We start from the raw sequence: 11,075 nt of genomic DNA, 5'->3' as shown, positions 1-11,075 counted from the left end.
TCAGGGGGCGTCGCGCCTACCCTTCCGAAAAATCGTCCTCTCCCTCCTCCCGCAGCCCGTCCAGCACGTCCAGGCAGCCCTGCAGGATGTAGGCGGCGGCCAGCTTGTCGACGAGTTCGCCGCGGCGCGCTCGCGAGGCGTCCGCCTCCAGCAGGGTGCGGGTGACGGCCGCCGTCGACAGGCGCTCGTCCCAGAACAGGACCGGCAGGGGCAGGATCGGCTTCAGGTTGCGCACGAAGGCCCGGGTCGATTGCACCCGCGGGCCCTCGCTGCCGTCCATGTTGAGGGGCAGCCCCACCACCAGCCCGCCGACCCCGTGCTTCGTCGCGATCCCCGCCAGGGCCGCCGCGTCGGGCGTGAACTTGACCCGCTTGATCGTCTCCAGCGGCGACGCGATCCGGCGCTGCACGTCCGAGAGGGCGAGCCCGATGGTCTTGGTGCCGAGGTCGAGCCCGAGCAGGCGGGCACCCCCGCGCGACTCGGCCGCGAAGGCTTCGATCGCTTCCCGGTTCACGGCCGGCCTCCGCGCGTTAGGTAGGCGGTGCCGGCCCCGCCCCGCCGCAACGTCCGGGCGGATGGCCGCCAAGTCCCACTCCGAAGACATCCTCGCCCGGAGATCATCCGATGCGCATCACCTGGTTCGGCCATTCCACCTTCCGCCTCGATTTCGGCTCCGCTCACGTGTTGATCGATCCGTTCTTCAGCGGCAACCCGGCCTTCGAGGGCGACCGCAAGGCGGCGACCGAGGGCGCGACCCACATCCTGATCACCCACGGCCACGGCGACCATGTCGGCGACACGGTCGAGATCGCCGCCGAGACCGGTGCCAAGGTCGTCACCAACTACGACCTGTGCATGTGGTTGTCCTCGAAGGGCGTGACGCAATTCGAACCGATGAACACCGGCGGCACCGTCGATGTCGGGGGGTTCCGGGTCAGCCTGGTGCGGGCCGACCACTCGGCCGGCATGAGCGAGGCCGGGGTGACGGTGCCGCTCGGGCTGCCCAACGGCGTGATCGTGCGCGCCGAGGGCGAGCCGACGGTCTACCACATGGGCGACACCGACATCTTCGGCGACATGGCGCTGATCCAGGAGATCTACCGCCCCGACGTGCTGATGGTGCCGGTCGGCGACCGCTTCACCATGGGGGCGGAGACCGCCGCCCTCGCCGTCACGCGCTTCTTCAAGCCCAAGGCCGTGATCCCCTGCCACTACGGCTCCTTCCCGATCGTCGATCCGAGCGCCGACCGCTTCGTCGCCGCCATGGACGGCAGCGGCGTGCAGGTGATCGTGCCGCACAAGGGCACCGCCGTCACGATGCAGTAGAACGAGGGCGGCCGCCCTCCCCCGGGGCGGCCGTCGCGGCGCGCCTGGCAGCGTTAAGGTTAACGAAAGGTTGACATGGCGGGGTGGGGCCGGTGGGATTAACCAGACGTTAACCTGTCGTCCCCCTTCACCGAGGTCGTCCGTGGCTGCCGACATCCTTCCCTTCGCGATCGCTCCCGGCCGGCGGGAGCAGAGCCCCACCGGCGATCCGGCGCAGCCGATCCCGGGCGCGGCGGCGCTCGACCGCGACGGGAGCGTCCCGACCGATGCCGCGCCCCGCCGGCGCGTGCCGGCGGACGCGATCCTCGCCATCGGCCGCGCAAGCCGCCATGCCGCTTGCCGCCCGGACGCGGCCCCCGCTCCCGTGCCGGCACGCCGGCGGATGGAGCGCAAGCACAAGCTGATGCTGGTGACCGCCGCCGCAGTGCTCTACCTCGGCGGCTCGGAGGCGCGCCGGCACTTCAAGCCGCGGGCGGTGCTGATCGAGGTGCCGAACGCCCGCACCAACGCCATCGCGGCGCTGCCGCTGCGGATCCCGGCGGCCTGACCCTCCGCCCGTTGCGGCAGCGCGAAAGCCGGTGCTATAGCGCCCCGCGGCCGTGACCCGGCCGCCGGGCCGTGTCGCGCCCGGTCTCCCGCTTGTCGGAACGGAGTGCCCATGTCGGTCGACGCCAAGACGGTCCGGCGCATCGCGCATCTGGCGCGGATCGCAGTCACCGACGACGAGGTGGCGCCGCTCCAGGACGAGCTGAACGCCATCCTGTCCTTCGTCGAGCAGCTCGACGCAGTCGACGTCTCGGGCGTCGAGCCGATGACCTCGGTGACGCCGATGGCGATGAAGAGCCGCGAGGATGTGATCACCGATGGCGGGCACGCCCGCGAGATCGTGTTCAACGCGCCTCTGACCGAGGACAACTATTTCGTGGTGCCGAAGGTCGTCGAGTAACCTCGACCCGAGAACCGACCCCAAAGCGCACCCAGGTAAGCGCATCCATGGCGGCCGACGGGCCGCGACAGGACGGACGATCGTGAGCACCAAGCCGGCAGAGCTGACCGACCTCACCCTGGCGCAGGCCCGCGACGGCCTGCGGGCGAAGGAGTTCTCCGCCCGGGAGCTGGCGCAGGCCCATCTCGACGCGATGGAGAAGGCCCGCCTCCTCAACGCCTACCTGCTTGAGACGCCCGACCGGGCGCTCGCGATGGCGGAGGTCGCCGACCAGAAGCTCGCCGCCGGCGAGGCCCGGCCTCTCGAGGGCTTGCCCCTCGGCATCAAGGACCTGTTCTGCACCCACGGGGTCGTCACCACCGCGGGCTCGAAGATCCTCGAAGGGTTCCAGCCGCACTACGAATCCACCGTCAGCCACAACCTGTGGCGCGACGGCGCGGTGATGCTCGGCAAGCTCAATCTCGACGAGTTCGCCATGGGCTCGTCGAACGAGACCAGCGCCTACGGCCCGGTGATCTCGCCGTGGCGCCGCAAGGATTCCGATACCAAGCTCGTCCCCGGCGGCTCGTCGGGCGGCTCGGCCGCCGCGGTCGCGGCCCGCCTGTGCCTGGGCGCCACCGCCACCGATACCGGCGGCTCGATCCGCCAGCCGGCGGCCTTCACCGGCACGGTCGGCATCAAGCCCACTTACGGCCGCTGCTCACGCTGGGGCACCGTCGCCTTCGCCTCGTCCCTCGACCAGGCCGGGCCGATCACCCGCACGGTGCGCGACGCCGCGATCCTGCTGACCTCGATGTCGGGTCACGACGACAAGGACACGACCTCGGTCGACTTGCCCGTGCCCGACTTCGAGGCGGCGGTGAACCGCGGCGTCAAGGGCCTGACCATCGGTATCCCGAAGGAGTACCGGGTCGACGGCATGCCGGCCGAGATCGAGCGGCTGTGGCAGCAGGGCGCCGCGTGGCTGCGCGAGGCCGGCGCCAAGGTCGTCGAGGTCTCGCTGCCGCACACCAAGTATGCCCTGCCGGCCTACTACATCGTTGCCCCGGCCGAGGCCTCCTCGAACCTCGCCCGCTACGACGGCGTCCGCTACGGCTTGCGAGTACCGGGCAAGGACATCGTCGGGATGTACGAGCAGACCCGCGCCGCCGGCTTCGGCCGCGAGGTCAAGCGCCGCATCATGATCGGCACCTACGTGCTCTCGGCCGGCTATTACGACGCCTATTACGTCCGGGCCCAGAAGATCCGCACGCTGATCAAGCGCGACTTCGAGGAAGTCTACGCCTCGGGCGTCGACGCGATCCTCACCCCGACCACCCCTTCCGCCGCCTTCGGCTTCGGCGAGAAGGCGAAGGCCGATCCGGTCGAGATGTACCTCCTCGACGTGTTCACCGTGACGGTGAACATGGCGGGTCTGCCCGGCCTCGCGGTGCCGGCGGGGCTCGACGCGCAGGGCCTGCCCCTCGGCCTCCAGCTCATCGGCCGGCCCTTCGATGAGGAGACCCTGTTCGCCGCAGGCCAGGTGCTCGAAGAGGCGGCGGGCCGCATCGCCCTGCCGCAGGCGTGGTGGGCGTGAACCACCCGACCGTCCCCTATTACCCGCCATCCGTCTGGATCCTGGCGGCGTTCGATCCGGTCCTGATCGGCCTCGCGCTCTATCTCGGCTGGAAGGCGGACCAGTTCGGCAAGGTCGTGCTCGTCGCGATGATCGCGCTGGTCGGCTCGGTGCTGGTGTCGTGGGTGCTGACCGGGATCGGCGTGCCGTGGCCGGCGCCGATCGGGCGGGAGCTGCCGACCTTCTTTCCGGTGCGCACCGCGGCGGCGCTGATCTACGCGATCATCGGCTACAGTGCCCGGCGGGCGATCGCGCCGCGCGCTTGACGCGCTTGACCGGCCGGCGCCACCCTTCCTACTAGGCATGAAACCGTCCCCTCTCCCGCGGGAGAGGGGCCAATCGTGCGAGAATCCGAGACCCTCATGAACGCTCCCGTGAACCCCAAGAAGCTGATCAAGGGCGCGCTGGGCGACTGGGAGGTGGTGATCGGCATGGAGATCCATGCCCAGGTCACCAGCCGCTCGAAGCTGTTTTCCGGCGCGCCGACCGCCTTCGGGGCCGAGCCGAACGACAACGTCTCGCTGGTCGACGCCGCGATGCCCGGCATGCTGCCGGTGATCAACCGCGAATGCGTCGCGCAGGCGGTGCGCACGGGCCTCGGTCTCAAGGCGCAGATCAATCACCGCTCGGTGTTCGACCGGAAGAACTACTTCTATCCGGACCTGCCCCAGGGCTACCAGATCAGCCAGTACAAGAGCCCGATCGTCGGCGAGGGCGAGGTGCTGGTCGATCTCCCCGATGGCGAGAGCATCCGGGTCGGGATCGAGCGCCTGCACCTCGAGCAGGATGCCGGCAAGTCGCTGCACGACCAGTCCCCGACGATGAGCTTCGTCGACCTCAACCGGTCGGGCGTGGCGCTGATGGAGATCGTCTCGAAGCCGGACCTGCGCTCCTCGGAGGAGGCCAAGGCCTACGTGACGAAGCTGCGCACCATCCTGCGCTACCTCGGCACCTGCGACGGCGACATGGAGAAGGGGAACCTGCGCGCGGACGTCAACGTCTCGGTGCGCAAGCCCGGCGAGCCGTTCGGCACCCGCTGCGAGATCAAGAACGTCAACTCGATCCGCTTCATCGGCCAGGCGATCGAGGTCGAGGCGCGGCGCCAGATCGCCATCATCGAGGATGGCGGCACGATCGACCAGGAGACCCGCCTGTTCGATCCGAACAAGGGCGAAACCCGCTCGATGCGCTCGAAGGAAGAGGCGCACGATTACCGCTACTTCCCCGATCCGGACCTGCTGCCGCTCGAATTCGATCAGGCCTTCGTCGATGGCCTCGCCGCCGGGCTGCCGGAGCTGCCCGACGCCAAGAAGGCGCGCTTCATCGACGCCTACGGCCTCTCGCCCTACGACGCGACGGTGCTGGTGGCCGAGCGCGCCTCCGCCGACTACTTCGAGGCGGTGGCCAAGGGCCGCGACGGCAAGATCGCGGCGAACTGGGTCATCAACGAGCTCTTCGGTCGCCTGAACAAGGAAGGCAAGGGTATCGAGGACAGCCCGGTCTCGGCGGACCAGCTCGGCGCGATCGTCGACCTCATCGGCGACGGCACCATCTCGGGCAAGATCGCCAAGGACGTGTTTGAGATCGTCTGGAGCGAGGGCGGCGACCCGCGCCAGGTCGTGGAAAGCCGTGGCCTGCGCCAGGTCACCGATACCGGCGCGATCGAGGCGGCGATCGATCAGATCATCGCGGCGAACCCCGACAAGGTCGAGCAGGCCAAGGCGAAGCCGACCCTGCTCGGCTGGTTCGTCGGCCAGACGATGAAGGCGACGGGCGGCAAGGCCAACCCGGCGGCGGTGAACGCGCTGCTGAAGGCGAAGCTCGGGATCAAGTAACCGGTCTCGGGCTCCCCGCGCGAACCCTCCCCCCTCTGCGAGGGAGGGTGCCCGGCGGAGCCGGGCGGGAGAGGGGCAGCGCCACGCTGATCAGCTCGCGCACTTCAGAACGGTTCAGTCTTCTCCGGGGGCGGCGTCCCCTCTCCCGACCCCTGCTGACGCAGGGGCCACCCTCCCCCGCAGAGGGGGGAGGGTTCAGAGGGCGTCGCGCCTCCCGCGACGGATCGCCCTCGTCGCGCAGGCTTCCTTGCCGGCCCCGCTTCCGGCCCCATACCCTCGCGAGCGGCCTCCCGGCAGGACCATCCGGGTGTCCGCGTCATCCCGCGAGGCCGCATGCCCGACCTGTTCAGCCCCTTCACCCTGAAGGACGTCACGCTCCGCAACCGGATCGCGATGTCGCCGATGACCATGCACCGGTCGGTCGACGGGGCGATGGGCGACTACCACGTGATGCTCTACGGCTCGCGGGCGGCCGGCGGGTTCGGGCTCGTCTTCCCCGAACAGATCGCGATCACCCCGGAAGGGCGCACCACCAGTGCCTGCGCGGGCATCTGGGACGACCGGCACGTCGAGGGCCTCGCCCGCGTCGCCCGCATCATTCGGGAGATGGGCGGCGTGCCGGCGATCCAGCTCGGCCATACCGGGCGGAAAGGCAGCGAGCAGAAGCCCTGGGAGGGCAAGCTGCAATTGCCGCCGGACCATCCCCAGGGCTGGCAGCTCAAGGCCCCCTCCCCCATCTCCTACGGCGGCCGCTACACCTACCCGGTCGAGGAACTGACGGTCGAGGAGATCGGCGCCATTCACCGGGCCTACGCGGAGGCCGCGCGCCGGGCCGTCGAAGCCGGGTTCGAGTGGCTGGAGATGCACTTCGCCCACGGCTATCTCGGCGCGAGCTTCTTCTCGCCGCTCGCCAACCAGCGCACGGACCGGTACGGCGGCAGCCTCGACAACCGGTTGCGATTCCACCTCGAGGCGCTGGACGCCGTGCGGGCGGTATGGCCGGAGCGCCTGCCGCTCACCATGCGGCTCGGCTCCGACGATCTCCACCCGGACGGCGTGCAGTTCGACGAGGCGGTGGTGGCGGTCGGCCGGATGAAGGCGCACGGCCTCGACCTCGCCGACCTGTCGATCGGCTTCAACACCGACGCGATGACCGATCCGCCCTTCGCCCGGATGTCGTTCATGGTCGAGCGCGGCACGCGGGTCCGGCGCGAGGTCGGGATCCCGGTCGGGGTGAGCTGGAATCTCGGCCTGCCGGCGGTGGCCGACCGGGTGATCCGCGACGAACTGATCGACCTCGTCTTCCTCGGCCGGCCGGCCCTGTCGAACCCGCACTGGCCGGTCTGGGCGGCGCGGGAACTGGCGCATCCCGACCCGTTCGCGCTGGTGCCGGAGGATTGGGGCTGGTGGCTGCGCAACTTTCGCGCCCACGAGGCCTGCATCGGCTGGCCCGCCCCGGGGACGGCCACCGCTTGAGCGATCCGGAGCCGGGTGTCGCGGAGCGGATCCCGCACCGATCGCGGCCCCCGTCCGGGCGGTCGGTAGACGTGCACCGTCGTGTATGAGAGCAGCGTTCTACAGGATGATTTTCCGAAAATTCCCGCCGCTTTCACGCGATTTTCCAGTCGTTCCGCCGAGCATGCGTAATATTTTTTCGAATGCCTTGCGCCCTGCCGCAAACTGAATTAAATATGCAGAATCGATTGTTGGCCTGATTACCGAGCCTCTCCGCCGCGTTGTCGCTGGCGCATGCTCTGCCACTCGCTCCAAATCCGTCGATTGATCCGAGTCTTGGCGCTGCCGACGGCGTGCCGAGCTCCACCATGCGCTTGCAGATTATGGATGCGACAATGACGATCGGCACCGTGAAGTGGTTCAACGTCCAGAAGGGTTTCGGCTTCATCCAACCGGATGACGGCGGCAAGGACGTGTTCGTGCACATCTCCGCCGTCGAGCGGTCGGGCATGCAGACCCTCTCGGAAGGACAGAAGGTTTCCTACGAGATGGAGACCGACCGCCGCAGCGGCAAGCAATCGGCCGGCAACCTGCGCGCCGCGTAACGCTCCGGTACCGGGATGCGGATGGTTTCGTCCGCATCTCCCACCCTGCGCCGCGGCGCAGGCCTGACCTTCATTGGATCATTTGAGTGAATTTCACGTTCAGTTCGCAGTCTACCAGCGCGGCGATCGAGCCCGCGACCTTCCAGGTGCAGCAGATTTGGCAGCAGGTCGACGACCAGAGCCACGATATCAGCCACCTGATCGACCGGACCTACCGTTACCATTCCATCCGGGAACTCCATTGGCACCTCGCCGACCGGTTCTCGCGCCCGGTTCGCTCCCTCGCCCTGAGCCGGGTCTGAGCGATGGGCAAGTTTAAGGAAGCGTCCAAGTTCAAGGAAGCATCACTTGGCGACCGGCTGGGCTCGGCCGCGGCGGCCCGGACCGGTGCGCTCGCCCGGTTCCAGGCCCGGCCCACCGAGGACGACCCGGCCTTCGCGGCGCGGCGCGCCGTGCGGCAGGCGATCACCGCGGCACGGACCGTCCGACTGGCCGAGCGCGAGGCCGAGCGGACCGCGCTGGAAGCCGCCCGTGTGGCGCGTGAGGCCGAGGCGCAGGCCGCGGAGGCGCGCCGGCGCGAGATCGCGGCCGCCGAGGAGGCGGAGCGCGCCACCGAGGCCGCACGGACGAATGCGGCGCTCCAGGTCGAAAAGAAGGCTGCACGCGACGCCCGATACGCAGCCCGCAAGGCGCGCCAGCGCGGGTGAATGAAACAGGCGCAACGGACCGTCGAAACAGCCCGCTGCGCTTGGTCGAAGGCCCGACGGTCAGTTGCAGCCTTCCTTGTGCACGGTCTTTGAGTTGCCCATGCCGTCCTCCTTGTGGACGGTCTTGGAGCCGCAATCGACGCTGCCGGTGGTGATCTCGCGGCGCTCGACGACGCCCTCGCGATGCTCGACCGCGATGCCGGGCGCCCGGTCGCGGTGGATCACGGTGGTCTCCTCGGCCATCGCCGAGACCGAGCATCCGGCCAGGATGAGCGCTGCCGCACCGGCTGTGAAGACTGTCCGCATCGGTGATCTCCTCAGTTCATCTGGGGCTAGCAACTTCGTCCCGGCGGAAAGGGTTCCGGCTTTTTGCGGCGGTCGGTAAGCCGAATAGCCTGCCAGAAAAAACATCCTCATTGCGCGGCCCGATGGTCGCGGCCGCGTCCCGGCGCGGATCATGGATAGACTGTCGACGCCGCGCTTCGCGGGTGTTCGTGGCCCGCTTGCAACAGAAGTGAAACCTTGCCGGTTTGCCGGCAATAAAGCGTCGCGCCCACTCGTTTGCCTTCAGGAGAGCCCCGTCCCGATTCGCGCGGGCGCATCCGATGGAATGGGCATGATCGCGGCCGGACGCCTGCTCCCTCTCCTACGCGTCTTCTTGCCCGTCCTCGGGCTCGCCGGCGCGAGCCTGCCGGCGGCGGCGCAGGTCGATCACGACGGGCAGCTCTGGATCAACGCCACGGCCTTCGGCAGCATCGGATCGTTCGCGGTGTTCGCCGAGGTGCAGCCGCGCTTCGGCGAGGGCATCGCGAACCTCGACCAGCTCATCCTGCGGCCGGCCATCGGGTGGAAGATCAACGACGCCGTCACCGTCTACCAGGGCTACGCCCGGGTGGAGAACACGCCGCTCGGACAGCGCGCCTTCGCGGAGGATCGCAGCTTCCAGCAGCTCGGCTGGGAGATCGGGACGGTCGAGCGGGTCAAGCTCTCGTTCCGCACCCGATTCGAGCAGCGATTCCAGACCAACGGGCGGGACACGGGCTTCCGCCTGCGCCAGATGCTGCGCGCGACGGTGCCATTGACCGATGAGACGCGCGGCGTCGCGGCCGTGGCCTGGACCGAGGCTTTCGTCGCCCTCAACGACACCGATTGGGGCGCGAAGGCCGGCTTCGACCGCATCCGCACCTTCGTCGGGTTGGAAGTACCGCTCGCCGGGACGTCGACCCTGGAAGTCGGCTACACGAACCAGACGGTCAACGCGCCGGCCGCCCGGGTGACGATGGATCACGTCATTTCGGTGAGTGTGTTCGTGCGGCAGTGAGGTCTCGTACGGCTGAACGGTCAATGTGGCGCATGACGTTCCCACCCCACAGGATCATTCCGGGCTCCGCTGCGCGGCCCCGGAATCACGAGGTGGGTATCAAAACCGCTCATGAGCTTCGAGGGCTGAAGCTGAGCCATTACAGATAGCTCAGCACTGGATGCCGCCTCCGCCGCTTCAGCCCCACCATCCAGCGGCACGCCCCGTAGAGCGGCAGGCTGAGGAGCGCCGCGATCAACCAGAGCTGCACCGGGGATCCGGCCTCGACCCGGCCGGACGTACCGACGAGGCCGAGGGCCAGCGCGAGGTGAGAGAGCCCGCGCAACAACCAGAGATGGACGACGTAGAAGAACAGCGGCGCGCCTCCGAACACCCGCAGCCAGGCGAGGCGCGCGGCCGGCGGCGCCTCGAACAGGGCGAGGAGCCAGAGCCCGAGACCCAGCGTGAGCAGCAGGAAGCAGGCCGACGGCGGATACTTGGTGAGATTGAGGAAGGACAGGATCGTCGCCCCGATCGTCGGGCCGGCCTGCCACGGCACCGGCTCGCCGTAGACGTCGAGCCCCCGCAGTACCAGGAAGCCGGCGAGCGCCGCCGCCCCAAGAGCGAGGAGCCGGCGGCGCCGGGCATCGGGATCGAGGATGAACCACGGCCCGAGGGCGTAGCCCGCCGCCGCGACGCCGATCCAGGGCAGCACCGGGTAGGAGGTGCGGGCCACCCCCCAGGGCAGGTCGATGAGGCCGCGCTGGTGCAGGATCGACCACGGCACATAGCCGGCCTGGCCCGGTGCCAGCACGATCCCGTCGAGGAGATTGTGGCCGAGCATGATCACGAGGGCGACCGCCACCAGGGCGGGGCGCGGCAGCCGCAGCAGGCCCGCGAGCGCGACCATGCTGAGGCCGATGGCCCAGATCACCTGCAGGTAGAGGACCGGCGGCAGGAGCCGGCCGGTCCAGGCGAGGTTCACGAGCGTGACCTCGAGCCCGATCAGAAAAAGGCCGCGGGTGAGAAGGAAGCGCGAGGCCGCGCCCGTGCCGTGCTTGCCCGCGTAGAGGCAGGCGGAGAGGCCGGTGAGCAGCAGGAAGACCGGCGCGCAGAGATGCGAGGTCAGCCGCGTCATCACCAGATCGGGGGCGGTGACCGCGAGGTCCATCGGGTCGCGGACCTGGGCGTGCAGGAAGAACGTCTCCCGGACGTGGTCGACCAGCATCAGCAGCATGACGAGGCCGCGCAGGGCGTCGACCGCGCCGATGCGTGGGGCGGTCATG

At 69.3% G+C, this 11,075-nt stretch carries 14 protein-coding genes; 11 read left to right on the top strand and 3 right to left on the bottom strand.

Translation table 11 applies throughout. The annotated features are described in order from the left end of the window. Positions 1-16: 16 nt before the first annotated feature. Positions 17-514, bottom strand: coding sequence for a Holliday junction resolvase RuvX (gene ruvX, locus ABZT49_RS06840; protein WP_355284738.1), 498 nt, complete (start codon positions 512-514; stop codon positions 17-19). Between the two features lie 110 nt (positions 515-624). Between ruvX and ABZT49_RS06835 the strand changes: the two genes are divergently transcribed. The 10 genes from ABZT49_RS06835 to ABZT49_RS06790 all read left to right on the top strand — a co-directional run bounded on the left by ABZT49_RS06835 (position 625) and on the right by ABZT49_RS06790 (position 8,489). Continuing rightward, positions 625-1,326, top strand: coding sequence for a metal-dependent hydrolase (locus ABZT49_RS06835; protein WP_355284735.1), 702 nt, complete (start codon positions 625-627; stop codon positions 1,324-1,326). Positions 1,327-1,468: 142 nt separating this feature from the next. Then, entirely contained in the window at positions 1,469-1,873 is a 405-nt protein-coding gene (locus ABZT49_RS06830; RefSeq protein ID WP_355284733.1) for a hypothetical protein, read from the top strand. Positions 1,874-1,984: 111 nt separating this feature from the next. Further along, entirely contained in the window at positions 1,985-2,272 is a 288-nt protein-coding gene (gatC, locus tag ABZT49_RS06825) for an Asp-tRNA(Asn)/Glu-tRNA(Gln) amidotransferase subunit GatC (RefSeq protein ID WP_093568433.1), read from the top strand. Positions 2,273-2,354: 82 nt separating this feature from the next. Next, complete coding sequence (gatA, locus tag ABZT49_RS06820) at positions 2,355-3,848, top strand: Asp-tRNA(Asn)/Glu-tRNA(Gln) amidotransferase subunit GatA (protein WP_355284730.1); 1,494 nt, start codon at positions 2,355-2,357, stop codon at positions 3,846-3,848. Beyond that, positions 3,839-4,153, top strand: coding sequence for a hypothetical protein (locus ABZT49_RS06815; RefSeq protein ID WP_407943453.1), 315 nt, complete (start codon positions 3,839-3,841; stop codon positions 4,151-4,153). Before gatA ends, ABZT49_RS06815 begins: the two co-directional genes overlap by 10 nt. Before the next feature lie 96 nt (positions 4,154-4,249). Further along, positions 4,250-5,722, top strand: a complete 1,473-nt coding sequence (gene gatB, locus ABZT49_RS06810; RefSeq protein ID WP_355284725.1) for an Asp-tRNA(Asn)/Glu-tRNA(Gln) amidotransferase subunit GatB — start codon at positions 4,250-4,252, stop codon at positions 5,720-5,722. A gap of 333 nt (positions 5,723-6,055) precedes the next feature. After that, positions 6,056-7,198: an NADH:flavin oxidoreductase/NADH oxidase gene (locus ABZT49_RS06805; protein ID WP_355284722.1), complete on the top strand. Its 1,143-nt coding sequence runs from the start codon at positions 6,056-6,058 to the stop codon at positions 7,196-7,198. Between the two features lie 374 nt (positions 7,199-7,572). Next, positions 7,573-7,782 carry a cold-shock protein gene (locus ABZT49_RS06800; protein ID WP_093568437.1) on the top strand — a complete coding sequence of 70 codons (210 nt, stop codon included), beginning with the start codon at positions 7,573-7,575 and terminating at the stop codon, positions 7,780-7,782. A gap of 86 nt (positions 7,783-7,868) precedes the next feature. Continuing rightward, positions 7,869-8,084, top strand: coding sequence for a hypothetical protein (locus ABZT49_RS06795; RefSeq protein WP_355284718.1), 216 nt, complete (start codon positions 7,869-7,871; stop codon positions 8,082-8,084). A gap of 3 nt (positions 8,085-8,087) precedes the next feature. Then, positions 8,088-8,489: a DUF6481 family protein gene (locus ABZT49_RS06790; RefSeq protein ID WP_355284715.1), complete on the top strand. Its 402-nt coding sequence runs from the start codon at positions 8,088-8,090 to the stop codon at positions 8,487-8,489. A 60-nt stretch (positions 8,490-8,549) separates the two neighbouring features. Here ABZT49_RS06790 and ABZT49_RS06785 read toward each other — a convergent pair whose 3' ends face one another. Beyond that, positions 8,550-8,795, bottom strand: a complete 246-nt coding sequence (locus tag ABZT49_RS06785; protein WP_355284712.1) for a hypothetical protein — start codon at positions 8,793-8,795, stop codon at positions 8,550-8,552. 151 nt (positions 8,796-8,946) lie between these two features. On the opposite strand from ABZT49_RS06785, the gene ABZT49_RS06780 reads away from it, so the two are divergent. Further along, a complete protein-coding gene (locus ABZT49_RS06780; protein ID WP_355284709.1) occupies positions 8,947-9,810 on the top strand; it encodes a DUF2490 domain-containing protein in 864 nt (287 codons plus the stop codon). Between the two features lie 139 nt (positions 9,811-9,949). Here ABZT49_RS06780 and ABZT49_RS06775 read toward each other — a convergent pair whose 3' ends face one another. Further along, positions 9,950-11,074 (bottom strand): heparan-alpha-glucosaminide N-acetyltransferase domain-containing protein, encoded by a 1,125-nt coding sequence (locus ABZT49_RS06775; protein ID WP_355284707.1) that lies wholly within the window; start codon positions 11,072-11,074, stop codon positions 9,950-9,952. Position 11,075: the final 1 nt, after the last annotated feature.

Source organism: Methylobacterium sp. EM32 (assembly GCF_040593685.1).
GTDB lineage: Bacteria > Pseudomonadota > Alphaproteobacteria > Rhizobiales > Beijerinckiaceae > Methylobacterium.
The sequence above is the reverse complement of the archived record's forward strand: the minus strand, read 5'-3'. Positions and strand labels throughout refer to the sequence as shown.

What these genes read in the sequence shown, in the direction of transcription:
- ABZT49_RS06835 (WP_355284735.1), top strand. Translation starts at nt 625, where the DNA reads ATGCGCATCACCTGGTTCGGCCATTCCACCTTCCGCCTCGATTTCGGC.
- gatC (WP_093568433.1), top strand. Translation starts at nt 1,985, where the DNA reads ATGTCGGTCGACGCCAAGACGGTCCGGCGCATCGCGCATCTGGCGCGG.
- gatB (WP_355284725.1), top strand. Translation starts at nt 4,250, where the DNA reads ATGAACGCTCCCGTGAACCCCAAGAAGCTGATCAAGGGCGCGCTGGGC.
- ABZT49_RS06805 (WP_355284722.1), top strand. Translation starts at nt 6,056, where the DNA reads ATGCCCGACCTGTTCAGCCCCTTCACCCTGAAGGACGTCACGCTCCGC.
- ABZT49_RS06800 (WP_093568437.1), top strand. Translation starts at nt 7,573, where the DNA reads ATGACGATCGGCACCGTGAAGTGGTTCAACGTCCAGAAGGGTTTCGGC.
- ABZT49_RS06790 (WP_355284715.1), top strand. Translation starts at nt 8,088, where the DNA reads ATGGGCAAGTTTAAGGAAGCGTCCAAGTTCAAGGAAGCATCACTTGGC.
- ABZT49_RS06785 (WP_355284712.1), bottom strand. Translation starts at nt 8,795, where the DNA reads ATGCGGACAGTCTTCACAGCCGGTGCGGCAGCGCTCATCCTGGCCGGA.
- ABZT49_RS06780 (WP_355284709.1), top strand. Translation starts at nt 8,947, where the DNA reads ATGGATAGACTGTCGACGCCGCGCTTCGCGGGTGTTCGTGGCCCGCTT.
- ABZT49_RS06775 (WP_355284707.1), bottom strand. Translation starts at nt 11,074, where the DNA reads ATGACCGCCCCACGCATCGGCGCGGTCGACGCCCTGCGCGGCCTCGTC.